This is a genomic window from Plantactinospora sp. B24E8, from assembly GCF_039871735.1.
Classification (GTDB): Bacteria; Actinomycetota; Actinomycetes; order Mycobacteriales; family Micromonosporaceae; genus Plantactinospora.
On record NZ_JBDPMH010000007.1, the window covers coordinates 97,842 to 123,677 of the forward strand.

The window sequence follows — 25,836 nt, forward strand, 5'->3', positions numbered from 1 at the left end:
TACGGCAGCCGTTCACTTGATCACACAGATGGTCGCGCCGGCGGTGAGCACCGCGCCGACCTCGGCGGTCAGCCCGCTGACCGTACCCGCCTTGTGTGCGTGCAGCGGCTGCTCCATCTTCATCGCCTCCAGCACCACGACCAGGTCACCCTCGGCGACGGTGTCACCGTCGGCTACCGCGATCTTGACGATGGTGCCCTGCATCGGCGAGGTCAGCGCGTCACCGCCGGCAGCACCGGTGCCGCCGGTCGTACCGGACCTGCCGGCTCGGCGGGCGGGCCGTCGGGCAGCGCCAGCGCCGGCCGGGGCGCCGGTCGCCGTACCCGTGCCGTAGCCGGCGGGCAGGCTCACCTCCAGCCGCTTGCCGGCCACCTCGACCACGACGGTCTCCCGGGCCGGGGCCGGCTCGGCGGCCGGGGCGGGCGCGGTGAAGGCCGGCACCGTGTTGTCGAACTCGGTCTCGATCCACCGGGTGTGCACCCGGAACGGCGCGTCGGTGAAGGCCGGGTCCCGGACGACGAGCCGGTGGAACGGCAGCGCGGTCGCCATGCCGTCGACCACCATCTCGTCCAGGGCCCGGCGGGCCCGTTCCAGCGCCTCGGTCCGGGTCTCGCCCGTGATGATCACCTTGGCGAGCAGGGAGTCGAAGTTGCCGCCGACCACGTCACCGGCGGTGACGCCGGTGTCCACCCGTACCCCGGGGCCGGTGGGCAGCCGCAGCGCGGTGATGGCGCCCGGGGCGGGCAGGAAGTTGCGGCCCGGGTCCTCGCCGTTGATCCGGAACTCGATCGAGTGGCCGCGCGGCGTGGGGTCGGCGTCGAACCGGAGCTTCTCGCCGGCCGCGATCCGGAACTGCTCCCGGACCAGGTCGATGCCGGCGGTCTCCTCGGTGACCGGGTGTTCGACCTGCAGCCGGGTGTTGACCTCCAGGAACGAGATGGTGCCGTCGACCCCGACCAGGTATTCGACGGTGCCGGCGCCGTGGTAGCCGGCCTCCCGGCAGATCGCCTTGGCGCTGGCGTGGATCCGGGCCCGCTGCTCGTCGGTGAGGAACGGCGCCGGCGCCTCCTCGACCAGCTTCTGGTGCCGGCGCTGCAGCGAGCAGTCCCGGGTGCCTACCACGATCACGTTGCCGTGCTGGTCGGCGAGGACCTGCGCCTCGACGTGCCGGGGCCGGTCGAGGTACCGCTCGACGAAACACTCGCCCCGCCCGAACGCGGCGACCGCCTCCCGGGTCGCCGACTCGAACAGCGCGGGGATCTCCTCCATGGTCCGGGCCACCTTCAGGCCCCGACCGCCGCCGCCGAACGCGGCCTTGATCGCCACCGGCAGCCCGTGGTCGACCGCGAAGGCGAGCACCTCGTCCGGTCCGTTCACCGGGTCGGGGGTGCCGGGGACCAGCGGTGCGCCGGCCCGGTGCGCGATGTGCCGGGCGGTGACCTTGTCGCCGAGGTCGCGGATCGCCTGCGGGCTCGGCCCGATCCAGGTCAGGCCCGCGTCGATCACCGCCGCCGCGAAGTCGGCGTTCTCGGAGAGGAAGCCGTACCCGGGGTGTACGGCGTCCGCGCCGGCCCGGGCGGCCACGTCGAGGAGCTTGTCGATCCGCAGGTACGTCTCGGCCGCCGTCTCGCCACCCAGCGCGTACGCCTCGTCGGCGACGGCGACGTGCAGTGCGTCCCGGTCGGAGTCGGCGTAGACGGCGACACTGGCCAGACCGGCGTCCCGGCAGGCCCGGGCCACCCGGACCGCGATCTCGCCCCGGTTGGCGATGAGTACCTTGCGCACGCGGCTGCTCCTCCTCGTCTGGCGGACCGCTCCTGTCGCGGATCCCTGTGTCGCGGACCGCTCCTGTCACGGATCCTGTTCGCGGACCGCTCCTGTTGCGGACGGCTCGGCTCGCGAACCGCTCCTGCTGCGGCCCGCTCCTGGCGGGGCCGCCGGGACGGCGGGCCGCGCCGGGCGCGGGTCGCGGACGGCCACCCGTGCGATGGTGGCTGGGTACAGTCACCGTGGCGGGGCGGCTTCCGGGGTCGCCGGGCGTCCGGCGCGGTTTGCCAGGACATTGTCGGTGACCGGACGCGTTGCCGCCGGCTGGGGTACGGCGTCATCGGACGGGTGTGGCCGAGGTCTCCCGGCCGCCGGCCGGGGTGTTGGCCCGCCGTTAGTCAAGTTTGGTTATTACGCTTCACCATGTGTCAAGTACCCGAATGATGATTCTCGGCCTGGTGCGGTGGATGCAACCGGTGCACGGCTACGACGTCCGCCGCGAGCTGCTGAGCTGGGGTGCGGACAAGTGGGCGAACGTCCAGCCCGGCTCGATCTACCACGCCCTGCGCAAGATGGCCGAGGAGGGGCTGTTGCGGGAGGTGGCGACCGAGCAGGTCGGGGCCCGGCCGACCCGGGTCACGTACGAGGTCACCCCCAAGGGCGAGGACGAGTTCCAGGGGCTGCTGCGGGCCCAGTGGTGGGGTCTCGCCCAGGTGGTCGACCCGTTCTCGGTCGCCTTCTCCTTCCTGCCGGCGCTGCCCCGGGACGAGGCGTCGGCGGCGCTGCGGAACCGGGCCCGACTGTTGCGGGCCGAGGTGGAGAGCCTCGAGGCCGCGATGGAGTCGGGCTGGATGCGGCAGGGGAAGCCGATCCACGTGAGCTGGATGTGGCAGCTGGCGATCGCCCGGATGAGGGGCGAGATCGACTGGTGCGAGCGGATTGCCGACCTGATCGACGCCGGGGTGTCCTACCTGCCGGAGGAGTACCAGAGCTTCCCGGGCTGGGAGCGGTTCGACGAGCTCGACGCCGATAACACCTGGCCGACCGGGCAGCCCCGGTCGACCTCCGTGCGTGGCGATGAGCCGGACGGGCCAACAAGTAATAATCAACGTTGACTAACGAAGTTATATCGCGTTAGCCTGCCCTCACGCGTGGGGTGGGCGCCGGCTGGCGTGGCCCCGGGGGAACGGTCGGCGGGACGCCGGCCCGGCCAACCAGGAGCAGGCATGATCGAAACGAAGGGGCTACGGAAGTCGTTCCGGTCCCGACAGGGCAGAACGCAGAAGACGGTCGAGGCGGTCCGTAGTGTCGACCTCGTGGTCGCCGAAGGCGAGATCTTCGGCTTCCTCGGCCCGAACGGCGCGGGCAAGACCACGACGCTGCGGATGCTCGCCACCCTCATCGAACCGGACGGTGGCGAAGCGGTCGTCGCTGGCGCCAACCTGCGCACCGAGCCCGGTGAGGTGCGACGCCGCATCGGCTACGTCGCCCAGGGCGGCAGCACCTGGGACGAGTCCACCGCCCGCGAGGAACTTGTCCTCCAGGCCCGGATGTACGGCATCGGCAAGGCCGAGGCGCAGCAGCGCGCGGTCCGCGCCCTCGAGGCGTTCCAACTCACCGAGTACGCGGACCGCAAGTGCAAGACGTACTCCGGCGGTCAGCGCCGCCGGGTCGACATCGCGCTCGGCATCATCCACGAGCCGAAGATCGTCTTCCTGGACGAGCCGACCACCGGCCTCGACCCGCAGAGCCGCGCCCACATGTGGGACGAGATCCGCCGGCTACGCGACGAGGGGATGACCGTTTTCATCACCACGCACTACCTGGACGAGGCGGACGCGCTCTGCGACCGGATCGCCATCATGGACCACGGTGAGATCGTCGCCGAGGGGACACCGGCAGAACTGAAACGGGAGATCTCCGGCGACGTGGTGCTGGTCGCCATCGAGGGCGCGGCGTCCGCCGCCACCAAGGCCCTGGAAACCGAGCCGTACGTCAGCCGACTCGAAACCACCGACGAGGGTGTCGTACGCCTCTACGTCAACGACGGCTCCCAGGACATGCCGCAGATCCTGCGCTGCCTCGACGCCGCCGGCGTCACGCTCAGCTCCATCGAGCTGCACCGCCCCAGCCTCGACGACGTCTTCCTCACCAAGACCGGGCGTTCGCTGCGCGAGTCCTGACCGGCGCCCTACCCTCCCGCCGGTCCCGCCCCGGCCGCTGCTACCAGGAGACCCTGATGAAGTTCGCCCGTGACACCTGGCTGATCTTCCAACGCCAGTTCCTGCTGCTCGTTCGCCAACCGGTCTGGCTATTTGTCGGCATCTTCCAGCCGGTGATGTACCTGCTGCTCTTCGCCCCGCTGCTCAAACCGGCCCTCGGCTTCCTGGGGGTGACCACCAACGCCGAGGCGTACCGGATCTTCGTGCCCGGGCTGCTGGTGCTGCTCGCCATCTTCGGCGGCCTCTTCCAGGGCTTCGGCCTGATCGCCGAACTACGGGCCGGAGTCATCGAACGGTCCCGGGTCACTCCGGTCAGCCGGCTGGCCCTGCTGCTCGGCCGTTCCCTGCGGGACGTGGTCTCGCTGATCGCCCAGGCGATCATCATCACCCTGCTGGCGCTGGGCTTCGGGCTGACGGTGTTCATCCTGGACCTGCTGCTGACGTACCTGATGCTGGCCCTGATCGCGCTGATGACGTCCGCCCTGTCGTACGGCATCGCCCTGGTCGTGAAGAGCGAGGACGCCCTGGCACCGTTGATGAACACCATCGCCCAGCCGGTGCTGCTGCTCTCCGGGATCCTGCTGCCGCTGGCCGGCGCACCCGGCTGGCTGCAGGGCATCGCGGACTGGAACCCGTTCTCCTGGGCGGTCGACGGGGCTCGGGCGCTCTTCGCCGGAGACCTCGGCAACGACGCCGTCTGGCAGGGGCTCGGCATCATGACGGTGATCACCGTACTGGCGGTGACCTGGGCGGCCCGGGAGTTCGCCCGCAGCGTCCGCTGACCGTTGAATCCAGACGGTCCGGGGTGGCCGGGGGCATGCACGGGTGGTGGCGGGGTACTGGCACCCTTGATCCATGCAGCCCCGCCCACCCCGGATCTTCGTCGCGAACGACCTCCTGACCGGCAGAGTGTCGTTGCACGGCTACCCGCTCCGGTACATCTACCTGACGCCGTCGTTCTCCTCCGTATGGCGGAAGGGGAGCGCCGGCTACCGGTTCGGGACCGGCAACAACGGCCCGGCCGACGAACTGCTCTCCGCGGTGGAGCTGCTGGAGAGCCAGGGCTGGGAGGTCGTCACCATCGACATCCAGGGACACGTGGCCTGCCTGCGGCGGATCGCGCCCCGCTGAGCGGGCTCCGCTGTCTTCAGTCTCAGCGCGAGCCGTTCGGCCCGGCGCCCCCGGCGGTCCAGAGGTCGGTGATCCGTACGCCGAACTCGGCGAGCATGCCGCGCAGCAGCGGCAACGAGAGCCCGATGACGGTCCCCGGATCCCCGTCGATCCGCTCGACGAACGGGCCACCCAGACCGTCGAGGGTGAAGGCGCCGGCGACGTACAGTGGCTCGCCCGTCGCCACGTACGCCTCGATCTCGTCGTCGGTGACGGCGGCGAAGTGTACGGCGGTGCCGGCGACCCGGCCGACCTCCTGGCCGGTGTTCAGATCGACCAGGCTGTGCCCGGTGTGCAGTACGCCGCTGCGGCCGCGCATGTTCCGCCAGCGGCGGATCGCCTCGTCGGCGTCGGCGGGCTTGCCCAGGATCTCCCCGTCGAAGGCGAGCACCGAGTCGCAGCCGAGAACCAGCGTGCGCGGTTGCCGGGTTTCTATGCCGTTGCCGCCGGTTCCCGTGTTGTTGCCGCTGCTGCCGGCTGTTGCTCCGGCGATGGACGGGTCGAGCCGGTCGGCGACCGCCTGTGCCTTCAGCCGGGCGAGGGTGAGGCTCAGCGCCTCCGGGGTCGAGTGGTCGACCTGTGATTCGTCGACCCCGCTGACCAGGACTTCCGGCTCGATGCCGGCGGCTTGCAGGAGTTTACGTCGGGCCGGGCTCGCCGAGGCGAGCACCAGGCGCGGCCGGATTGTCGTACCCACGGCGGCCTACGCTACCCGCCCGCTCGGCGCGCCTCGGCCGGGCGGGCGGGACTCGTCCCGTTGTCGACCGTCAGTAGGGGGCTCTGGGGGCGGGCGGCTTCCTGCGACGTACCAACATGATGATCAGGAACGTGATCAGCAGTGCGAAGAGGACGACGGCAGCGCATCCGACCAGGGCGACGGTGGTGAAAACGTTGCTCGCGTTGCCGCCATCCGGTGCGGCGTCGCTGGTCCGGGTCGGTTCCGGGGTGGCGGCTCCGGTCGGCTGCGCGTCACCCTCCAGCGGCGGTACGTCCGCGGTCAGCGCGGCCACGATGTCGAGTACGCCGTAGCCGTACTCCTCGTCGCGTCCTGGCGCACCCTTGTCGTCAGCGGTCGCCGTCAGCCGGTGTACGACTTCTTTCGCCGACAGGTCCGGATACTTACTCCGGATGAGAGCGGCCGCCCCCGCCACAATGGCCGTGGATGACGAGGTCCCAGATCGACTCAGGTACCTGCCGCCAGGCACCGTACTGAGGATGTCCTCTCCGGGCGCGGCAATCACAACCTTGGAACCGGTAACGGAGAAGTCGGCGTGGTTTCCGTTCCGATCTGTTGCGGCAACGGCTACAACACCTTCATATGCGGCGGGGAAACCAACCAATATGCCGCGATTTCCCGTCCCAGCCACAACTACCACGTCAGCCTGGATTGCCGCTGCAACTGATTCGCGCAGTTCGGTTGTAGAGCCCGCAGTGGTGGATATGCTGATTACTCTCGCGCCATGCGATACGGCCCAGTCAATGCCCCTGGCCATGCCGTCTGAGCTCTGGTCATTAGGGGATCGGCTATCGCGTATGGGAAGGATGTTAGCCTGAGGGGCAATTCCGAGAGCGCCCCTACCTCCCGGGCGGCCGTGCGCTGCGATCAGGCCGGCCATTCTAGTTCCGTGCCCGTCAGGGTCCGCTTGGCCTTTTCCTGTGCCGCCCGGATAGCTGTCTATGCCTGATAGAAGGTTGTTTCGTAGATCGGGGTGCGGGTCGACGCCGCTGTCGATGACGGCGACGGTGACGCCTTTTCCTTGGCTTGTCTTGTGCGCTTCGCTGATTTTGAGGTAGCGCAAATGCCACTGATCGTCGCGGATTTGATCGGCCTGAGCTGCGGTGGCGGGTAGGACGGCGACGGCCGTGGCGCAGAGGAGCGCCACGGCCGCGCGGGTCGTGCGTACGATCACCGGTTGTAGCCGATCGCAGGGCCCGGATCGATCCGGTTGTTCTGCCTGGAGGGCATCATGACCGGGGCGACGCCTTCATCGGTTTCCCAGGGGTTGTCGGGATCCCAGTGCTGGCTGTTTTCTTCATCCTGCTTCTGAACGCCGGTGCGACTGCTTGGCTGCATTCCGAAGTTCTGACCGGAACCCATCGGGGTGCGTCCTGCGCCAGCTCCCGGACGACCGGTGCTGCCGGCTGGCATCCCACCGCCCATGCCCGGCCGCTGACCGGCCCCGCCGAGTGGCGTTGTGCCCGCGCCGCCACCAGCGCCTCCACCAGCGCCTCCACCACCGATGACACCGCCGATCGGGTTAATCCGTCGTGCAGCGTTAGCGCCGGGAGCTGGTTGTCCCAGCCCTGCTCCCGGCGATCCGCCGATCATTCCGCCGGGCGGCATCGCGCGTGGGGTCAACCCCCCACTGGTACCGAGACCGGTCTTGGGTCCGCCTGTTCCGGGGCCCAGATTCGACGAGTTGGGATAACCGGTTGGCGGTAGACCCGGTGGCTTGGGGCCCGGCGGCAATCCCGTGCTGGGCGGCGGGAACGGCCCGGGGAGGCCAGGCCCAGGAGTAGGCGTCGGTGAAGGCGTGATGATCGGCGACGGCGTCGGTGAGACGGTTGGTGGTGTCAGCGTTCCCGTACTACCGAGAACCGGCCCGACACCCGGTGGCGGTTGCGTCGGCACAACGGTGTGGATGGCAGGTGTCGGTGAAGAGGTGTAGGCGGCGTTGCCTCCGCCTGTCGGCATAGGTACCACCGGTGGCAGGATGGGAGGGGTTGAAGTGCCCATTCCGCCGCTGCTAGGATCGCCAGACTCATCGATCCTAGTCTTTTTCTCGTAAACCGGCGGCTTCTGCAATCGCATCTGCGCGCCCGCGAGTTCGCCGCTCAGTGAATACATGATGCTGCGGGCCTTGGCGTCAACCTCGTCCAGGTCCGACTGCTTCACCTCGTCTTTGAAGATGGCGAGCAGCGGGTTGGTGTCCTCGTACTCCTTCTTCGCCCGCTGCTTCTCCTCGTATTCCCGGACGATGGGTTCGAGGTTGCGTCGGGCTTCGCCAATAGCCAGCGTGATGTTCGACAGCGTCTGGTGGTTACTGCTTGACGTGTCGTAGACGCCCTGCACCACGTCGATGAGGTAGTCGAGGCGTTCGACGTACGCTCGGGCGGCCTCGTTCTTCTCCGGTGGCCAGGCTTCGGCCAGCCCATCGCGGTACTGCCTCAGGCGTGACAGATGCATCAGGCTGAGATCGGCAGTTTTCTTCCAGGCGCTGACCTGTTCCCAGTACGGCTCGGTGTCCTGGTTGGCCAACGTGCTCCACATGTTCGGGGTGTTGTAGTTGTACCAGTTGGTCGAGCCGGAGTATCCGCCGCCGCCACCCGCGTCAAGCATCTCAACCCCCCGTGCTGTACGTGTTGCCCGATGCCTGCGGCACGGTCTCGCTGCCCGGCGTCGGGGGCGCGCCCGCTCCGCTCTGGTCTAGGGCCCGTTCGACCTCGGTCACCCGGGCGTGCGAGAACGCGTCGGCGTTGCCGTAGTTCTTGCTCACCGTCTCGGCGGCGGTCGCCATGCGACCCGTGCCATCACCGATTTCCCAGATCCGGTCCGAGGTGTCCTGCTGGACAATCCGGTGGGCCTGCATGAACTCGTACAGCTCGGCGAAGCCCATCGGGGTCGGCAGGTTGGGATTCATGTCGCTGTGGACTTGCTCCATGTGCGGTACGTAGTTCTTCTGCACCTCGGCCATGAGCTCTTTGGCGAACTGTTCCATCCGCTGGATGTCGGCTTCGATGGATCCGCCGTAGTCCCGCAGCCAGGCTGGGCCACGGTCTTCGTCAGGTATCACGTGTTCTCCCCAGGTGCTACGTACTGCCCCACGTTCAGGTTAGTGGGTGGGGGCCAGCCCTGGCAGCCCCAAAACGGCATGGGGAGCGGTGACCCGGTGCCGTCAGTGGGGGAGGCCGGAGACCCGCCACGCGTCACGGCCGGTACGGGTCGGCAGGCCGGACGGGGACACCGTACCGGGGCGGCCGTGCCGGGCCCAGGTTGACACGGCGGCGGAGTTGACCGGTGTGGCAGCTCGGGGATGTAGCAGGAGAGCGCCGACCACGGCGGCCAGTTCCTCGGCGGTCGGGGTGCCTCGAACCACCTGGAGCAGCGGTTTCTCGTCAGCCATGGGGTTCAGGGTACGTTGCCTGAGTTGGCGGACGTCTCAGATAGGCGTGCCGCGAGTGTGACCGGATGTGGCGTTGGGTACCGTCCATAGGTGTCCAGTGCGCCCCCGCAACTCATTGCTGACCGTTACCGGCTTGTCGAGCCGCTTGGCCAGGGCGGCATGGGTCGTGTCTGGAAGGCGCGCGACGAGGTGCTGCATCGCGACGTCGCGATCAAGGAGTTGGTCCCGCCGCCCGGTCTGACCGAGGACGAGCGCCGCGAGATGCGAGAGCGTTCGCTGCGCGAGGCGCGGGCGATCGCCCGGCTCAACCATGCGAACGTGGTCCGCGTTTTCGACGTGCTGCGTACCGATGGTGATCCGTGGATCGTGATGGAGTACATCCCGTCGCGTTCGCTGCAGGACGTCCTCGCCTCCGACGGACCGGTTTCGCCGGCCCGGGCCACCGACATCGGGTTGGGTGTGCTGGGTGCGTTGAAGGCCGCGCACCGGGCCGGTGTCATGCACCGGGACGTGAAACCGGGCAACGTGCTGCTCGGTGACGACGGGCGGGTGGTGCTGACCGACTTCGGCCTGGCGACCGTGCCGGGTGACCCGAACGTGACCCGTACCGGTCTGGTGCTGGGGTCGCCGGCGTACATCGCTCCGGAGCGGGCGAAGGATGGCACGTTCGGGCCGGAGGCCGATCTGTGGTCGCTGGGCGCGACGCTCTATGCGGCGTTGGAGGGGCAGTCGCCGTTCGCCCGGCCGTCCGCGATCGCGACGTTGGCCGCGCTGGCCACCGAGCCACCGCCGGTGTCCCGCCGGGCCGGGTCGCTGAAGACGGTGTTGGCGGGGCTGCTGCAGAAGGACCCGGCGTTGCGGATCGACGCGGACACGGCTGAGCGGCTGCTGCGTCGCGCGGCCCGGCGTGGTCGTCCCGGAGTGTCACTGCTTGATGGTGTACGACGGCCGGGTCCGAACGGCGCACGGGAGCCGCGGGTGCCGCGTACCCCGATCGTGCCGGTGGTGCCGGCGCCCCGGCCGGCGGAGGAGGAGCCGGCTGCGGCTGCCACGCCCCCGCCGGACGTGTCGCCGCCCTCGGTGCCGGTCATTCCGGCGGATGCGGAGACCGCCAAGTTCTCGGTGGACGACAGCAACGCTGGGGAGCCGACGTCGGCCGATTCGACGCCCGACGCCGAGGAGACCCGGCCGCCGGCGGAGCCGACGGTTGTCGTACCCGCAGGGGGAGTGACCGGGAAGACCGCCGACCCGGCGCCGACCGAGCTGGTCACCACGCCCGCACCGTCGTCCGGTCGCGCGCCGATCCCGACCGGTGCTCCGGTGGCGTACGACGAGAAGCCTGCCGGTCGTGGTCCGCTTGCCGCGCTTGGCGGTGAAAACCGGAAGGTGTGGCTGGTCGGCGCCCTGGTTGTTCTGGTGCTGCTGGCGATCGCGGTGATCGTGCCGCTGGTCAGGGGCGGCTCCGGCGGTGGGAAGGGCGACGGAACCGGCCCGGTCACGAACCCCACCAGCCAGGCGGCGAATCCGCCGGCTCCGACGGGTAGCGCGGCGCAGCCTCCGGCCCCGACGAGCGGACCTCCCGCCCAACCGTCCACCACCCCGAGCGACCAGCCCGGCGGCAACGGACAGCAGCTGCCGGCCGGCTGGCGCCTGCACAAGGATTCGACCGGCTTCTCCGTCCCCGTGCCGGAGGGCTGGACGATGCGGCGGGAGAAGTACGGGCGGGCGGCCGACCAGGTCCGGGTCTACTTCGATGATCCGAAGGGCGCGCGGATGCTGCTCATCGACCAGACCAACAGTCCGCTGGCGGACGCGGAGGCGGACTGGCGGCGCCAGGAGCAAGCCCGCAAGGGCAACTACCGCAACTACAAGCGGGTGACCATCAGGAGCGTGGACTACTGGCTGCGGGCGGCCGACTGGGAGTGGCTGTTCGACGACGACGGGGTCCGGTTGCATGTCCGCAACCGGGGTTTTGTCACGGCCAAGGACAAGGGGTATGCGATCCGCTGGGACGTCCCGGCCGACGACTGGGACGAGAACCTCAAGAACTTCGACATCATCGCGGACGGCTTCAAGCCCGTACGGGCAGACTAGACAGGCATGACCCTCCTTCCGTCGGGGTAGTGGTGATCTCGACGGAAGGAGTACAGCTGATGCGTTCCCGATGTCGTGCGAACAAGCCGAGCATCGCGCTCTGGATGCTGGTCGCGATCGGTGACCTGGTGCTGCTGGTGGCGAGTGTCGGCGTGGTCGCGCTGATCGCGCTCGTGGGTGTGGTGAGCGTGGCCGCCGGTGCCGTGGGCGGATGGCTGGTACTGCGCCGCGGTGGGCCGAGTCGGAACCTGGTGCCCGCCCGGGCGACGGGTGTGGTGTCGAGCCGGTCGAGCACCGGTGCGATGCACCGCCGACTCCGCTGATCAGAGCCGTTCGAACAGCAGGCGTGGGCGGCAGCGGGATCAGATGTCGACCGTACGGTGACAACTGGTCCCGCTGCCGTCGTTTGCGGTAGGGAGCCCGGTCACGGCGTCGGCCAACGGGTGTTGAGCCGTCGGGCCACCGCCGCCACGTCGTGCCGGTCATGACAGAGCAGGGCGCTGCGGGCGTCCCGGTAGCGGAGGCAGGGCCAGCGGCGCCGGCAGCCGGCACATCGCCACAGTCCGAGTAGTCGCCAGAGCGGTGCGGGTCGGTGTCGTTCGACGAGTGCCATGGCCTGATCGCGTTCCACGGACGACCTCCGGTGGATAGGCGGACGCGCGGCGGCCCGCCGCTTGCCGGGGGAGGCGAGCCGCCGCGCGAGGGAACCGACTCCACCAGTTGCGGACCAGGGGAATCAGCTTTAAGCAAGCTAATGCATAAGGTAGAGCAAGGCAAGAGCATGTGCATCTTGGTGCATCCTGATGCTTGTGGCACTTCGGTTCGCCGTGATCAAATGTCGGTGCGGACCAGGGAGTGCCTCTTGCCTACCTCAAAGACACAAAAGATCATCAACGACCTCACCGGTCAGATCGAATCAGGGAAGCTGGCGCCGGGCGACCAACTGCCGAGTACGGCGGAGTTGCGCGAGCAGTACGGCGTCTCGGTGACGGTCGTACGCGGTGCGATCAACTGGCTCAAGGCGAAGGGCTTGGTCGAAGGACATCCTGGCCTCGGGGTGTTTGTCGCCGAAGGGCGGGAATGACGCGGCGCCGATGGTCGCTGGACGACGTCCGAGCCGGGCGCCGGACCATCTGACCGGTCCGCGAACAAGGTCGTCCGCGAGGCGACCGATGGCTCCGACGTGGACCTGACGTGCCCGGTCACCGAGCCGGTCGCCCGTAAGAAGCGCTAACCGAGGGCCTTTCCAACATGCAGTAGGCTCGCTCGGATGTCGAGCGACGGGCTGTCGGAGCTGTGGGACAGGTTGTTCGGTGCGCAACCGGACCCGCCGGCGATGCTGGTGCTGGTCACCGGGCTGGTGGCGCTCGCCGTGGTGCTGACCCGGGTGCCGTGGCGGATCGGACGTAACGCGATCACGATCGCGCACGAGGGCGGGCACGCACTGCTCGCGCTGCTCACCGGCCGGCGACTGCAGGGCATCCGGCTGCACTCGGACACCTCCGGGCTGACCGTCTCGTCCGGTAAACCGACCGGACCCGGCATGGTGCTCACCCTGCTCGCCGGCTACCTCGCACCGTCGTTGATCGGGCTGGGCGGTGCCTGGCTGCTCGGCGGCAACCGGATCACCCTGCTGCTCTGGGTGGCGGTCGCGCTGCTGCTCGCCATGCTGGTGATGATCCGCAACGTCTACGGCATCATCTCGATCGTGGTCACCACGGCGGTGGTACTCGGGGTCTCCTGGAAGACGTCGCCGCAGGTGCAGGCCGCGTTCGCGTACACCGGGGTATGGTTCCTGCTGCTCGGGGGCGTACGGCCGGTGGGCGAGATGCAGACGCAGCGCCGCCGTGGACAGTTGTCGCAGTCGGATGCCGACCAGCTCGCCTGGCTGACCGGAGTACCCGGGCTGGTCTGGGTCGGGTTCTTCGGCGTGGTCAACCTGATCGTGCTGCTGGCCGGGGCGGCCCTGCTCGCCGGGCCACACCTGGACGGGGTCAGCCTGCCGGGCTGACCGGCGGGATAAGACGTTCCAGCAGACGGGGGAGACGGATGCGGTACGTGATCATCGGGGCGGGTGCGGTCGGCGGCACCATCGGGGTACGACTCAGCCAGGCCGGCCTGGACGTGGCGCTGGTCGCCCGGGGCGCCCAGTTGACGGCGATCCGGGAGCGTGGCCTGACCCTGGTCACCCCCGACGGCGAGCACACCGCCCGGCTGCCCGGCTACGCCGACCCGACCACCGGCGGAGAGGTGCCGACGCTGACCCCGGACACCGTGCTGGTCCTGACGGTGAAGTCGCAGGACACCGAAACCGCGCTGCGCGGCTGGGCGGACCTGCCGGTGGTCGGCGGCGGCACCGCGTCCGAGCGGCTTCCGCTGCTCACCGCCCAGAACGGCGTGGCGAACGAGACCGCCGCCGCCCGGCTCTTCGACCGGGTCCATCCGGTCTGCGTCTGGCTGCCGGCGACGTACCTGGAGCCGGGGCGGGTGGTGGCGAGTGGACATCCGTACTCCGGGATGCTGCACGTCGGGGCGTACCCGGACGGCTCGGACGAGACCAGCCGCAGGATCGCCGCCGACCTGGCGGCCGGCGGTTTTCTCGCCCCGGTCCGGGACGACGTGATGCGCTGGAAGTACGGCAAACTGCTCCGCAACCTCGGCAACGCGGTCGAGGCGCTGTTCGGCCGGGACTCCCGTACCGGCTCGACCGACGAGCTGTACGAGGCGGTCCGGGCCGAGGGCGAGACGGTGCTGGACAAGGCCGGCATCGGCTACACGTCGGTGGCCGAGGAGGCGGCCGAGCGCGGTGACCGGATCCGGTCCGTCCCGGTCGGCGGGACCGACCGGCAGGGCAGTTCCACCTGGCAGAGCCTGGCCCGGCAGACCGGCTCGGTCGAGACCGACCACCTCAACGGCGAGATCGTGCTGCTCGGCCGGCGGTACGGCGTACCGACGCCGGTGAACGCGGCGATCCAGCGGGCGATGCGCCGGGCGGTACGGGAGCGGATCCCGGCCGGCACCTTCCCGCAGGCGCACCTCTTCGACTGAGACCGGCACGCGGCCGCCGGAAACTGCTCAGAGCGGGATGTTGCCGTGCTTCTTCGGCGGCAGCGTCTCCCGCTTGGTACGCAGCATCCGCAGCGCCCGGACGATCTGCCCCCGGGTCTCCGCCGGGCGGATCACCGCGTCGACGTAGCCACGCTCGGCGGCGACGTACGGGTTGGCGAGGGTGTCCTCGTACTCGGTGATCTTCTCGGCCCGCAGTGCGGCCGGGTCCTCGGCGGCGGCGAGTTCACCCCGGTAGAGGATGTTCACCGCGCCCTGCGCCCCCATCACCGCGATCTGCGCGGTCGGCCAGGCGAAGTTGAGGTCGGCGCCGAGGTGCTTGGAGCCCATCACGTCGTACGCGCCGCCGTACGCCTTGCGGGTGATCACCGTGACCTTCGGTACGGTCGCCTCGGCGTACGCGTAGATGAGCTTCGCGCCGCGCCGGATGATCCCCTCCCACTCCTGCCCGGTGCCGGGCAGGAACCCGGGTACGTCCACAAAGGTCAACACCGGGATGTTGAACGCGTCGCAGGTGCGGACGAAGCGGGCGGCCTTCTCCGAGGCGTTGATGTCCAGGCAGCCGGCGAAGTGCATCGGCTGGTTCGCCACCACCCCGACCGGACGGCCCTCGACCCGGCCGAAGCCGACCACGATGTTCTGCGCGTACAGCGGCTGGATCTCCAGGAACTCGCCGTCGTCGAGGACGTGCTCGATCACCTGGTGGATGTCGTACGGCTGGTTCGCCGAGTCGGGGATCAGGGTGTCCAGTTCCCGGTCGGCGTCGGTGAGGTCGAGGTCGGCGATGGTGTCGTCGACGACGACCGGCTCGTCGAGGTTGTTCGACGGCAGGTACGACAGCAGCGCCCGGACGTACTCGATCGCGTCGTCCTCGTCGGCGGCGAGGTAGTGGGCGTTGCCGCTGCGGGTGTTGTGGGTACGCGCCCCGCCGAGCTCTTCCATCCCGACGTCCTCACCGGTCACCGTCTTGATCACGTCCGGGCCGGTGATGAACATGTGCGAGGTCTGGTCGACCATCACGGTGAAGTCGGTCACCGCCGGGGAGTAGACCGCGCCACCCGCGCACGGGCCCATCACCAGCGAGATCTGCGGGATGACGCCGGAGGCGCGGACGTTACGGAAGAAGATCTCGCCGTAGAGGCCGAGGCTGACCACACCCTCCTGGATCCGGGCACCACCGGAGTCGTTGATGCCGATCACCGGGCAGCCGATCTTCATCGCCAGGTCCATCACCTTGACGATCTTCTCGCCGAAGACCTCGCCGAGGGAGCCGCCGAAGACGGTGAAGTCCTGGGCGAAGACACAGACCTTGCGCCCGTCGACCGTGCCGTATCCGGTCACCACCCCGTCGCCGTACGGGCGGGTCTTTTCCAGCCCGAAGTTGGTCGACCGATGCCGGGCCAGTTCGTCGAGTTCGACGAAGGAGCCCTCGTCGAGCAGCATGTCGATCCGTTCCCGGGCGGTTTTCTTGCCTCGGGCGTGCTGCTTCTCCACCGCTCGGGCCGATCCCGCGTGCACCGCCTCGTCGACCCGGCGGTCCAGGTCGGCGATCCGTCCGGCGGTGCTGTGAAGGTCGGGTTCGGTGGAGGTCCGCTGCGCAGTCACGTCCGCGATCGTAACGACGCCCCGTACGCTGGCCTGATGCCGGGATCGCCGTACACCGACCTGGACCGTCCGCCGCTCGACGCGCGACGGCTGCAGCGGGCCCTGATCGTCCCCGATGGCCTCTGGAGCCGCCTGGAGCTGCGGGCCGAGACCGGTTCGACCAACGCCGACGTGGCGGAGGCGGCCCGGTCCGGCGAGCCGGAGGGGCTGGTGGTGGTCGCCGAGCGGCAGACCGCCGGCCGTGGCCGGCGCGGACGCTCCTGGGAGTCGCCGGCCCGGGCCGGGATCGCGGTGAGCGTGCTGCTCCGGCCGGGCGTGACCGCGCCGGACCGGGGCTGGTCGGTCGTGCCGCCGGCCCGGTACGGCTGGTTGCCGCTGCTGGCCGGTGTCGCGCTGGTCGAGGCGGTGGATCGGCTCGCCGAGCTGGACTCCGCGCTGAAGTGGCCCAACGACCTGCTCGTCTGGCCCGGAACCGGGGCGGTGGCCGGTACCGGGGCGTCGGGTGATGGCGGGACGGCGGCTGATACCGGGGCGTCGGGCGATGGCGGGACGGCCTCGGCGGGCGGTGCGGCCGAGGCCAGCACTGCGGCTTCGGCGGGCGGTGAGGCGAAGTGCGCCGGGATCCTGGTGGAGGGGGTGGCGACCACGACCGGGGAACCGCCGGCGGTCGTGCTCGGCATCGGGCTGAACGTGACCCTGCGGGCCGACGAACTGCCGGTCACCACCGGCCTGCCGGCGACCTCGCTGCAACTGGCCGGTGCCGTCGCCACCGACCGGGACCCGCTGCTGCGGGCCCTGCTGCGCGCCGTCGAACGCTGGTACGGCCGCTGGCGGGCCGCCGCCGGTGACGCGGAGGAGTGCGGACTACGCGAGGCGTACCTGCGGCACTGTGCCACTCTCGACCGGGAGGTACGGGTCCTGCTGCCGGACGGTGACGACCTGGTCGGCACGGCCAGGACGATCGACTCCGACGGTCAGCTGGTCCTCGACACCGCGAGCGGCGAGCGGCGGGTCGCCGCCGGCGACGTCCTGCACCTCCGCTGAACCCGTCTCTCCCGCACCCTGGGCCGCCGGGATCGGTGCGCCGACCCGCCCCGGGCCGGGCGGATGTCGCCAGGGGGACAGCGCGGTAAAGAGTCGGTACCGGATGGCGTGTCGGTGGCGGACAACCGCTACGGTCACCGGCGGACATTCGTGTATGGACGAGGAGGTTGGGGTGGCATTCCCTGAGGACGTGCTCACTTCGGACGAGCATGTCGTGGCGCACCTGCACCCACACTGGAAGGCGTTGATCCGGCCGGTCCTGGTGCTGGTCCTGGCCGTTGCCGCGGTCGTGGTCGGGTTCGTCCTCCTGCCGTCGGGCGGGGCGGGCGCGATCGCCGGCTGGGTGATCGCAGCCGCCGCGCTGGTGGCGGTGGTTCTGTTCAGCCTGTGGCCGTTCCTGGTGTGGCGGACCACGCACTACCTGTTCACCAACGAGCGGGTTCTGCTGCAGAAGGGCGTTTTCAACCGTGACCGGCGGGACATCCCGTTGAGCCGGATCAACGACCACTCCATGAACCAGCGGTTCCTCGAGCGGATGCTCGGCTGCGGCACGCTGACCATCGAGTCGGCCGGCGAGCGTGGGCAGTCCGTCCTGGCGGACATCCCCGGTGTGGAGAAGATCCAGACCACCCTGTACGAGCTGGTCGAGGCGAACCACGACAAGCACTCACTGGGCGACGGCGAGATGCGGGAGATCCTCGCCGACATGGCCGATGGCAAGCCGCTGCGCGAGGAGCAGGCCAAGCCGGCCAAGTAGGTCTCGAACGGTTCCGCGCCGGTCCGGATCCCGGGCCGGCGCGGTGGTGTTCTCCGCGTAGGTGCTGTGCCCCAGGGGGCACAGGTGTCTCAGCGGAGGCGTCGACGGGCCGCGGTGTCCAGTCTTGTGGCCTTCAACTCCGCGACGAGTTGTTTGTCCAGTTCCACGTCGAGGGTCTCGGCGAGATCGGCCGGCAGCGGTGGGACCCGGCGTTGGGCCGGCCGCTTCGCCCCGTTCGGCGCCGGAACCGTGTTGTTGCCGAACGGGGGCGTGGCACCGTCCAACGGGGTGGCGGCACCCTCGAGCGGGGCGCTCCGCCGAGCGTCGACGCCGCTGCGACCGGTCTGCCGCTCGCCGTCCGGCCGTGCCGCACGCGCATCGTCCGGCTGTGCCGCACGTTCGCCGTGGGGCTGCACCGCACGTTCGCCGTCGGGCCGTGCCGGACGCTCGTCGGAGAACTCGGCGGTCGCCTCGGCAAGCTCGGCCACGGGGTCCAGTTCGGCGAGGACGTCACCTTCGGGACCGTACGTCGGCTTCGCCCCCGTCCGGTCGACCTTGTCCGGACTGCTGGGCGGCTTCCGGAACACGAAGGTGCGGTACGACCAGAACCGGAAGATGGTGGCCAGTCCCACCCCGACCGTCTTCGCGATGTTCAGGGCGAGCAGCCCGCTGAGGCCGAAGCCGTACTTGGCCAGCGCCAACACGCCCAGTTCGATGGCCAGGCCGGTCGCGTTGAACAGGAAGAACAGCGCGGTTTCCCGGTGCACCGCCGACTTGGGCCGGTCCCGGTAGGTCCAGTGCCGGTTCATCAGGTACGACGTGCAGGTGGCGACGATCGTGGCCACGACGTTCGCCTTCAATTGCCCATCGGCGAACACGGTGAGCGCCAGCGCGTTGAACACCGCGTAGTTGATGACGGCGTTCACACCTCCCACGGCGCCGAACTTCAGCGCCTCATGGAGGAATTTCTGCCAGCGTTCAGGCAATAGTCGGACGAAACGCATTCGCACACCTTAGGCCAGTAGGACGGGCCGGGCGCACCGACCGTACGCGGATGGGCTGCTGGTCACGGCCCCGGGTGACCCTTGAGCACCTCGGGAGCGTCGGACGCCGCCGGACCGACGAAGACGAACCGCCGGTAGGACCAGAACCGGAAGAAGGTGCCCAACGCGGCACCGACGAAGTTGCCCGCGATGTTGTCGGCGACCAGGGACTTGAAGACCCCCGGCCAGATGCTGCCCAGCCCGTAGTGGCTGACCGCCAGGCAGACCAGCCCGATGCCGAGACCGACCGCGTTGAAGAAGAAGTAGAGCGAGTACTCGCGGGCCATGCCCGAGCGTTCCCGGTGTCGCCAGGTCCAGAACCTGTTACCGACGAACGCCAGGGTCGCCGCGATGACGGTGGAGAACGTCTTCGCGGTCAGGGTCTCCCAGTCGAGACTCGCCTTGGCGTAGTTGAACAGGGCGAAGTCGACCGCGAAGGCGATCGCGCCCACCGTGCCGAACTTGCCCAACTCGTGGACGAGGTGTCCGAACCGATGCCAGAGCTGCTGGAGGAGGCCGCGACGGGTGCCCGGGGATGACGGGGGTTCGCCGGTCGCGGTCGGGGACACGGGTCGAGCGTACCGGTTCCCGACGATGCCCACGTCCCGCAAGCGGCGACTCGCGGGCGCCGCCGTCGCGACCGGACGGTCGGGGTGCGTGTGACCTGAGCGTCGAGGTGTGTCCCTCCGGCAACGGGTGAGGAGCCAGTGACGCGATGTCATCGCCGGGAAGATTTGCGTGAAACTGCGCGCGGCGGCGGGGAAAGAGGCGCCTTATCGCACGGGCGCCGGATCCTGTGCAGTTCTTCACAACCAGTCTCGCTGCCCTGAACGGCCGCTCGGTTTACGCTGACGGAAATCCCAGGCTTTCACCGGCGGCACCGTCGCCGGTCTGTTCGGCACCGCAAGCTCTGTAAACGGTCAGCGTCGACCAAAGGAGATATGCCATGGCCGCTCCGGCTACCATCCGGGGACTCGATCAAGCTCCGACCAGCCACTCCAAACTACTCGCCTGGGTCAAAGAGGTGGCCGAACTGACCAGTCCGGACCAGGTCGTCTGGGCCGACGGCTCGGAGGCGGAATGGCGTCGACTCACCGACGAACTGGTCGAGGCAGGCACCCTGGTACGACTCAACCCGGACCGTAAGCCCAACTCCTTCTGGGGACGTACCGATCCCTCCGATGTGGCCCGCGCCGAGGACCGTACGTTCATCTGCTCCGTCGACGAAGCCGACGCCGGCCCCACCAACAACTGGATGGCCCCGGCCGAGATGAAGCGCATCATGACCGACCTCTACCGGGGTTCGATGCGCGGACGCACGATGTACGTCATTCCGTTCTGCATGGGCCCGCTGGAGGCGGAACAGCCCATGTTCGGGGTGGAGATCACCGACAGCGCGTACGTCGTCGCCTCCATGCACATCATGACCCGGATGGGCGCCAAGGTGCTGGAAGGAATGGGAAAGAACGCCGACTTCGTCCCCTGCCTGCACTCGGTCGGTGCCCCGCTGGAGCCGGGGCAGCAGGACGTGGCCTGGCCGTGCAACGACACCAAGTACATCTCGCACTTCCCGGAGACCCGGGAGATCTGGTCGTTCGGCTCCGGGTACGGCGGCAACTCGCTGCTCGGCAAGAAGTGCTACTCGCTGCGGATCGCGAGCGTGATGGGCCGGGACGAGGGCTGGCTCGCCGAGCACATGCTCATCATGAAGCTCACCTCGCCCGAGGGCCGGGTGCACTATGTCGCCGGCGCCTTCCCGTCCGCCTGCGGCAAGACCAACCTGGCGATGCTGGAGCCGACGCTGCCCGGCTGGAAGGTCGAGACGATCGGTGACGACATCGCCTGGATGCGGTTCGGTTCCGACGGCCGGCTCTACGCGGTCAACCCCGAGTACGGCCTCTTCGGTGTCGCCCCGGGAACCGGCTGGAAGACCAACGCGAACGCGATGCGGACCATCGACCGGGGCAACTCCCTCTTCACCAACGTGGGACTGACCGACGACGGCGACATCTGGTGGGAGGGAATGGGTGACCCGCCGGCCCACCTCATCGACTGGAAAGGTCGGGACTGGACGCCGGACAGCGACGAACTCTCCTCGCACGCCAACAGCCGGTTCTGCACCCCGCTCCTACAGTGTCCGATCGTCGCCGACGAGTTCAACGACCCGAACGGCGTACCGATCGACGCGATCCTGTTCGGTGGGCGCCGTAAGGACACCATCCCGCTGATCACCGAGTCCCGGGACTGGGTGCACGGTGTCTACATGGGAGCGACGCTCTCCTCGGAGACCACCGCGGCGGCCTCCGGCGAGGTCGGCGTGGTCCGCCGGGACCCGATGGCGATGCTGCCGTTCATCGGCTACCACGCCGGTGACTACTTCCGGCACTGGATCGAGATGGGCAAGGGCACCGACGGCGACGAGGCCAAGCTGCCGAAGATCTACTACGTCAACTGGTTCCGGAAGAACGCCGACGGCGACTTCATCTGGCCCGGCTTCGGGGAGAACTCCCGGGTGCTCAAGTGGATCGTCGAACGGCTGGAGGGGCGGGCCGAGGCGGTGGAGACGCCGATCGGGTTCGTACCCGCCCCGGGCGCGCTCGACGTCGACGGTCTCGACATGAGCCCGGAGGACCTGCGGATCGCCACCCGGGTCGACGTCGAGGAGTGGCGCCAGGAGTTGCCCCGGATCACCGAGTGGTTCGACAAGTTCGGCGAGAAGCTGCCGGGCGTGCTCTGGGCCGAACTGGACGCGCTGCGGGCCCGCCTCGACGAGGAGGCCGCCCGCACCGCCCGGTAGCGGGGTGGGGCAGGGCGCCCTTCTGACGGCCCGGTCCACCTGGTGTACGGGTGGACCGGGCCGGGCATCATCGACGGCATGACGACGGCTGTACCGACGGCATGACGACGGCGGCCGGAGAACCGCGCCGGCGGCCGTCCGCCGGTGGCAGACCGGACCGGAGGCCGGCCGCCGTCCGGGCCCTGACCTGGCTGCTCGTGGCGACCGCCGCGGCCACCGTCGTGGTCGACGTGCTCAACTGGTGGTACGCCCCGGAGCGCGGCTTCGGGCTCGCCGTCCGCAGCGGCTGGGCGCTGCTGCGGACGCTCGGTTTCCTCATCCTGATCCGGCACGTGCGGCGGGGACGGGCCGGTGCCCGCCCGTTCGGGCTGATTCTCGCGGTGACCACGATCTTCGCGGTGGGCCGGCTGGTCGTGCCCCGGGCCGGGGTGCCACCACTGCCGGGGCTGCTCGGGTTCGCGATCCTCGCCGCGCTCTGCGTCGCCGTCGTCTGGCTGCTCTACCGCTCGCCCTCGATACGTGACCACCTCGTCCGGCATCCCCACCGGCTGGTCATCGACCGGCGGGGCGTCTCCTGGCAGGAGGCGGTCCCGCGCCGGCCACCGGTGACCGGCTGGCTGCTCACCGCCCGGGTCGCGGCGTTCACGTACAGCCCGTTGACGCTGGTGCCCGCTCTGGTGGCAATCGGCACGATCCTCGACGGGCGGCTGCTCGCCGCGCCTACCGTGGTGCTGTGGTTCGTCGTGGGCGTCGCGGTCAGCTACGCGGTGCTGTTCAGCAGCTTCTTCCTGCTCCGCGGCAAGCGGTGGGCGGGCGTGCTGCTGATGCTGGTCACCGTACTCGTGCTCGGGGTGAACCTGCCGATGTGCTGGCTGCTGCTCGGGGTGGACGGCCTGGTCCGGGACGGTACGCCACTGGTAGTCGCTGCGGCCATGACGCTGTACGGGCTGCGCCGGGCCGCCCGGGCCGCCGCGCAACCGGGCCGGTCCGGGCCGGTGCCGGATCCGGGGCGGGCCGCCCGGGACCCGGCCGGTCCGCCGGTGACCGTGCGTCCCGGATGAGGTGAGTGGGCGTGGAGACGGTCGACGTGGCGGTGGTCGGGGCCGGTCCGGCCGGGGCGAGCGCCGCGCTGGCCGCCCGCCGGCTCGGGGCGAGCGTGCTGCTGCTGGACCGGGCGGACTTTCCCCGGGACAAGGCGTGCGGGGACGGCATCGCGGCGCACGCGCTGGACGTACTCGCGGAACTGGGTGTGCCGGACGCGGTGGCCGGCTATCGGCCGGTGCCGGCGCTGCGGCTGGTCGCGCCGGGTGGCGGTCAGGTGGCGCGCCCGCTGCCCCGACCCGCGTACACGGTGCCCCGCCAGGTCTTCGACGCCCGGCTGGTGGCGGCGGCGCTGGCCGCCGGCGCGGAGCTGCGCCGGCATCCGGTGCGGCGGGTGGAGGTCCGGGACGAGCGGGTGGTGCTCGACGGGCTGGTGGCCGCCCGGGCGGTGGTCGGCGCCGACGGCGCCGGTTCGGTGGTCCGCCGGGCGCTCGGGCACGGCGTCAACCCGGCCGGGCACCTGGCGTTGGCCATCCGGGGCTACGCGCCGGCCGCCGCCGGGCCGGTCGAGCAGCGGATCGTCACCTCGGCCCGGCACTGGCCGGGCTACGCCTGGGTGTTCCCGATCGGGGACGGCCGGGCCAACATCGGGTACGGCGAGGTGCTCGCCGGTCGTCCGCTGCGCCGGGACCAGCTGTTGGACCGGCTGGCCGCCCTGCTGCCCGAGATCGACACCGGCGCGGCGACCGGGATCCGGGCTCACCACCTGCCGTTGTCGACCCGCCGTCCGGTGCCGGGACGGGGCCGGATCGTCCTGGCGGGTGACGCTCTGTCCCTGATCAACCCGTTCACCGGCGAGGGGATCTTCTACGCGGTTCTCTCCGGTTCGCTGGCCGGGGCGGCCGCCGCGGGTTCGCCACACGTCGCGGCGGACCGGTACGCCGCCGCGCTGCGTCGACGGCTGGGCCGGCACCTGCGGCACAGTTCGGCGGTGGCCTGGCTGGCCCGGCGCCGGCCGGTGGTGGACACCGTGGTCCGGGCCGCCGACCGGGACGCCGAGGTCTTCCGGTCGCTGGTCGAACTGGGCCTCGGTGACGGGCGCTTGGACCTGCGGACATTGACCAGGATGGTCGCCGCCGTCCCAGCCGGGGTCAACCGGCACTTCCCTCGGCGGTTCTGATCGGTACGCTGCAGAGGATGAGTCTGCGCGACCTTATCTACTCGGTGTACGAGCGACGTCTGACGGCGAAGCTCGCCGGTAAGCCCGTACCGAGGCACGTCGGGGTGATGTGTGACGGCAACCGGCGGTGGGCCCGTGAGATGGGCTTCGTCGACCCGAACGACGGGCACCGGGTCGGCGCAGCCAAGATCAAGGAAGTGCTGGGCTGGTGTGACCAGGCCGGTATCGGGCACGTCACGTTGTATCTGCTCGCCACGGACAACCTGCGTCGGCCGGCCAGCGAGCTGGACCCGCTGGTCCAGATCATCGAGGATCTGGTCGTCGAGTTGGCCGAGGAGGGAAACCCCTGGCGGCTGCGGATGGTCGGCGCGCTCGACCTGCTGCCGGCGCAGACCGCGGCGGCGCTCAAGTCGGCCGAGGAACGGACCCGGGACCGGGTGGGTGGCGCCCAGGTCAACGCCGCCGTGGGGTACGGCGGCCGGCGGGAGATCGCCGACGCGGTCCGCTCGCTGCTCTGGGAGCACGCGGCGGCCGGCGGCACCATCGAGGAACTCGCCGAGGTCCTCGACGTGGAGCACATCGCGGAGCACCTCTACACCAAGGGACAGCCCGACCCTGACCTGGTCATCCGGACCAGTGGCGAGCAGCGGCTCTCCGGCTTCCTGCTCTGGCAGTCGGCGCACTCCGAGTTCTACTTCTGCGAGTTGAACTGGCCGGACTTCCGGCGCGTCGACTTCCTCCGGGCCCTGCGCTCGTACGCCAACCGGCAGCGCCGCTACGGCGCGTGACAGTCGCCCGGGCAGGGCAGCGGGAGCGCGTCACAGTCGCCCGGCCCGGCAGGGCGCCGGCGGCGCCTGCCAGTTGCCGGCCCGGCAGGGCAGCGGGAGCGCGTCACAGTCGCCCGGCCCGGCAGGGCACCGGCGGCGCCTGCCAGTTGCCGGCCCGGCAGGGCGCCGGCGGCGCGCGACCGGCCGGCGCCGGTCAGGTGAGCCGGTGCAGGGCCTCGGTGAGGAAGTCGCCGAGCGCCTCCGGCGACTCGATGGTCAGGTCGGCGGCGGTGGAGACCTCGTCGCCGGTCTCCGGGTTGGCGACGGCGACGCAGACGCCGAAGAAGTCCGGGTCGGCGGCCTCGCGGGCGCGCAGCGCGGCGAACGCCTTGATGTCCGAGACGTCGTCGCCGAAGTACCACGCGCAGCTGGCGGAGCGGACCGCCTCGCCGATCACCATCCCCTTGTCGCGGTCGACCGGGGGCTTGAGCTCCAGCACCATCCGCCCGACCTGCAGCCGCAGGCCCAGCTGTTCGGCCTGCTCCCGGCCCCACCGCTCGACGACGTCGGCGAGGTGCGGCGCGGTCCGCCAGTGCAGGGCGACCGAGAGTCGCTTGTATTCCACAAGCGTGCCGTCCGGCAGTTCCGCGCGGGCCCGGTCGGAGAGTTCGGCCATGGTCGGCACCCAAGGCAGGGCGGCTTCCTCGGTCACCGTCTCACCGGAGGCGAGCATGTGCTCCAGGCCGTAGAGCCCGTAGATGTCCACCCCCTCGACGCTGGCGAGCCGGTCCCGGAGGAACTCCACCGGCCGGGCCGAGACGATCGCCACCCGCCGTACCACCGAGGTGAGGGCGTTGATCGCCGCCAGGGCCTTCGGCGCCGGCTCCACCGCGGTCGGGTCGTCCCGTACCGGCGCCAGGGTGCCGTCGAAGTCGAAGAAGAGGACGCAGCCCTCGAGCCGGTCGGCAGTGGCCCGCCATGCCTGCTCAGCAGTCAGGGAACCGGTCGGGGACTGCCCCCCCGTGTTGATCGGCCGCACGGGCGTCAGCGTACCTCGACAGGTTGCCGCCGCAGACGTCGAAACGAAAACCTCTCACTCCGGCGTTGCGGCGGCAACCGCGTGCCATGGCGACGGCCGGTCGTCCAGCGGCGACCGCTC

Annotated in this window: 24 protein-coding genes and 3 pseudogenes; 16 read left to right on the top strand and 11 right to left on the bottom strand. The window is 70.1% G+C overall.

The window, feature by feature from the left end:
- Window positions 1–12 precede the first annotated feature (12 nt).
- Window positions 13–1,785 carry a biotin carboxylase N-terminal domain-containing protein gene (locus tag ABGB21_RS13610; protein WP_347678019.1) on the bottom strand — a complete coding sequence of 591 codons (1,773 nt, stop codon included), beginning with the start codon at window positions 1,783–1,785 and terminating at the stop codon, window positions 13–15.
- A gap of 407 nt (window positions 1,786–2,192) precedes the next feature.
- On the opposite strand from ABGB21_RS13610, the gene ABGB21_RS13615 reads away from it, so the two are divergent.
- The 4 genes from ABGB21_RS13615 (at window position 2,193) to ABGB21_RS13630 (ending at window position 5,120) form a co-directional block, all read left to right on the top strand.
- Complete coding sequence (locus ABGB21_RS13615) at window positions 2,193–2,882, top strand: PadR family transcriptional regulator (protein ID WP_347652987.1); 690 nt, start codon at window positions 2,193–2,195, stop codon at window positions 2,880–2,882.
- Window positions 2,883–2,993: 111 nt separating this feature from the next.
- Complete coding sequence (locus ABGB21_RS13620; RefSeq protein WP_347678021.1) at window positions 2,994–3,950, top strand: ATP-binding cassette domain-containing protein; 957 nt, start codon at window positions 2,994–2,996, stop codon at window positions 3,948–3,950.
- 56 nt (window positions 3,951–4,006) lie between these two features.
- Entirely contained in the window at window positions 4,007–4,771 is a 765-nt protein-coding gene (locus ABGB21_RS13625; RefSeq protein ID WP_347652985.1) for an ABC transporter permease, read from the top strand.
- Between the two features lie 73 nt (window positions 4,772–4,844).
- The gene (locus ABGB21_RS13630) at window positions 4,845–5,120 is read left to right on the top strand and encodes a hypothetical protein (RefSeq protein ID WP_347652984.1); all 276 of its coding nucleotides are present in this window, start codon (window positions 4,845–4,847) and stop codon (window positions 5,118–5,120) included.
- A 22-nt stretch (window positions 5,121–5,142) separates the two neighbouring features.
- Here the strand turns inward: ABGB21_RS13630 and ABGB21_RS13635 are convergent, their stop codons facing one another.
- The 5 genes from ABGB21_RS13635 to ABGB21_RS13655 form a co-directional block, all read right to left on the bottom strand.
- Window positions 5,143–5,856 carry a Maf family protein gene (locus ABGB21_RS13635; protein ID WP_347678023.1) on the bottom strand — a complete coding sequence of 238 codons (714 nt, stop codon included), beginning with the start codon at window positions 5,854–5,856 and terminating at the stop codon, window positions 5,143–5,145.
- A gap of 70 nt (window positions 5,857–5,926) precedes the next feature.
- Window positions 5,927–7,069, bottom strand: coding sequence for a type VII secretion-associated serine protease mycosin (mycP, locus tag ABGB21_RS13640; RefSeq protein ID WP_347678025.1), 1,143 nt, complete (start codon window positions 7,067–7,069; stop codon window positions 5,927–5,929).
- Complete coding sequence (locus ABGB21_RS13645) at window positions 7,066–8,499, bottom strand: hypothetical protein (protein ID WP_347678027.1); 1,434 nt, start codon at window positions 8,497–8,499, stop codon at window positions 7,066–7,068. The genes mycP and ABGB21_RS13645 overlap by 4 nt, the downstream gene beginning before the upstream one ends.
- 1 nt (window position 8,500) lies before the next feature.
- On the bottom strand, window positions 8,501–8,953 hold the full coding sequence (locus ABGB21_RS13650) for a hypothetical protein (protein ID WP_347678029.1): 453 nt from the start codon (window positions 8,951–8,953) through the stop codon (window positions 8,501–8,503).
- A gap of 102 nt (window positions 8,954–9,055) precedes the next feature.
- Window positions 9,056–9,283: an acyl-CoA carboxylase subunit epsilon gene (locus tag ABGB21_RS13655; RefSeq protein ID WP_347652978.1), complete on the bottom strand. Its 228-nt coding sequence runs from the start codon at window positions 9,281–9,283 to the stop codon at window positions 9,056–9,058.
- A gap of 90 nt (window positions 9,284–9,373) precedes the next feature.
- Between ABGB21_RS13655 and ABGB21_RS13660 the strand changes: the two genes are divergently transcribed.
- Together ABGB21_RS13660 and ABGB21_RS13665 are read left to right on the top strand one after the other, a co-directional pair.
- Complete coding sequence (locus ABGB21_RS13660) at window positions 9,374–11,377, top strand: protein kinase (protein WP_347678031.1); 2,004 nt, start codon at window positions 9,374–9,376, stop codon at window positions 11,375–11,377.
- Between the two features lie 59 nt (window positions 11,378–11,436).
- Entirely contained in the window at window positions 11,437–11,700 is a 264-nt protein-coding gene (locus ABGB21_RS13665; protein ID WP_347652976.1) for a hypothetical protein, read from the top strand.
- 101 nt (window positions 11,701–11,801) lie between these two features.
- On the opposite strand, the gene ABGB21_RS13670 is transcribed toward ABGB21_RS13665, so the two are convergent.
- Window positions 11,802–12,008: a hypothetical protein gene (locus ABGB21_RS13670; RefSeq protein WP_347652975.1), complete on the bottom strand. Its 207-nt coding sequence runs from the start codon at window positions 12,006–12,008 to the stop codon at window positions 11,802–11,804.
- 204 nt (window positions 12,009–12,212) lie between these two features.
- On the opposite strand from ABGB21_RS13670, the gene ABGB21_RS13675 reads away from it, so the two are divergent.
- From ABGB21_RS13675 to ABGB21_RS13685, 3 genes are all read left to right on the top strand, one after another.
- Window positions 12,213–12,461 carry a winged helix-turn-helix domain-containing protein gene (locus tag ABGB21_RS13675; RefSeq protein WP_347652974.1) on the top strand — a complete coding sequence of 83 codons (249 nt, stop codon included), beginning with the start codon at window positions 12,213–12,215 and terminating at the stop codon, window positions 12,459–12,461.
- Window positions 12,462–12,647: 186 nt separating this feature from the next.
- Entirely contained in the window at window positions 12,648–13,388 is a 741-nt protein-coding gene (locus ABGB21_RS13680) for a M50 family metallopeptidase (RefSeq protein ID WP_347678033.1), read from the top strand.
- A gap of 38 nt (window positions 13,389–13,426) precedes the next feature.
- The gene (locus ABGB21_RS13685) at window positions 13,427–14,425 is read left to right on the top strand and encodes a 2-dehydropantoate 2-reductase N-terminal domain-containing protein (protein ID WP_347678035.1); all 999 of its coding nucleotides are present in this window, start codon (window positions 13,427–13,429) and stop codon (window positions 14,423–14,425) included.
- A 27-nt stretch (window positions 14,426–14,452) separates the two neighbouring features.
- Here ABGB21_RS13685 and ABGB21_RS13690 read toward each other — a convergent pair whose 3' ends face one another.
- A complete protein-coding gene (locus tag ABGB21_RS13690; RefSeq protein ID WP_347678037.1) occupies window positions 14,453–16,048 on the bottom strand; it encodes an acyl-CoA carboxylase subunit beta in 1,596 nt (531 codons plus the stop codon).
- A 36-nt stretch (window positions 16,049–16,084) separates the two neighbouring features.
- Here ABGB21_RS13690 and ABGB21_RS13695 point away from each other — a divergent pair.
- From ABGB21_RS13695 to ABGB21_RS13705, 3 genes and pseudogenes are all read left to right on the top strand, one after another.
- Window positions 16,085–16,510 (top strand): annotated as a pseudogene (locus ABGB21_RS13695) (biotin--[acetyl-CoA-carboxylase] ligase); the annotation flags it as partial.
- 138 nt (window positions 16,511–16,648) lie between these two features.
- Window positions 16,649–17,092 (top strand): annotated as a pseudogene (locus tag ABGB21_RS13700) (biotin--[acetyl-CoA-carboxylase] ligase); the annotation flags it as partial.
- A gap of 172 nt (window positions 17,093–17,264) precedes the next feature.
- Window positions 17,265–17,849, top strand: a complete 585-nt coding sequence (locus ABGB21_RS13705; protein ID WP_347678039.1) for a PH domain-containing protein — start codon at window positions 17,265–17,267, stop codon at window positions 17,847–17,849.
- Between the two features lie 458 nt (window positions 17,850–18,307).
- Here ABGB21_RS13705 and ABGB21_RS13710 read toward each other — a convergent pair.
- Together ABGB21_RS13710 and ABGB21_RS13715 are read right to left on the bottom strand one after the other, a co-directional pair.
- A pseudogene (locus tag ABGB21_RS13710) lies at window positions 18,308–18,853 on the bottom strand (GtrA family protein); the annotation flags it as partial.
- A 62-nt stretch (window positions 18,854–18,915) separates the two neighbouring features.
- The gene (locus ABGB21_RS13715) at window positions 18,916–19,461 is read right to left on the bottom strand and encodes a GtrA family protein (protein WP_347652968.1); all 546 of its coding nucleotides are present in this window, start codon (window positions 19,459–19,461) and stop codon (window positions 18,916–18,918) included.
- A 377-nt stretch (window positions 19,462–19,838) separates the two neighbouring features.
- Between ABGB21_RS13715 and ABGB21_RS13720 the strand changes: the two genes are divergently transcribed.
- From ABGB21_RS13720 to ABGB21_RS13735, 4 genes are all read left to right on the top strand, one after another.
- On the top strand, window positions 19,839–21,689 hold the full coding sequence (locus tag ABGB21_RS13720) for a phosphoenolpyruvate carboxykinase (GTP) (protein WP_347678041.1): 1,851 nt from the start codon (window positions 19,839–19,841) through the stop codon (window positions 21,687–21,689).
- Between the two features lie 101 nt (window positions 21,690–21,790).
- The gene (locus ABGB21_RS13725; RefSeq protein ID WP_347678043.1) at window positions 21,791–22,750 is read left to right on the top strand and encodes a hypothetical protein; all 960 of its coding nucleotides are present in this window, start codon (window positions 21,791–21,793) and stop codon (window positions 22,748–22,750) included.
- A gap of 11 nt (window positions 22,751–22,761) precedes the next feature.
- Window positions 22,762–23,910: a geranylgeranyl reductase family protein gene (locus ABGB21_RS13730; RefSeq protein ID WP_347678045.1), complete on the top strand. Its 1,149-nt coding sequence runs from the start codon at window positions 22,762–22,764 to the stop codon at window positions 23,908–23,910.
- Window positions 23,911–23,927: 17 nt separating this feature from the next.
- On the top strand, window positions 23,928–24,698 hold the full coding sequence (locus ABGB21_RS13735; protein ID WP_347652964.1) for an isoprenyl transferase: 771 nt from the start codon (window positions 23,928–23,930) through the stop codon (window positions 24,696–24,698).
- Between the two features lie 193 nt (window positions 24,699–24,891).
- Here the strand turns inward: ABGB21_RS13735 and otsB are convergent, their stop codons facing one another.
- A complete protein-coding gene (gene otsB, locus ABGB21_RS13740; protein ID WP_347678047.1) occupies window positions 24,892–25,716 on the bottom strand; it encodes a trehalose-phosphatase in 825 nt (274 codons plus the stop codon).
- Between the last annotated feature and the right edge of the window lie 120 nt (window positions 25,717–25,836).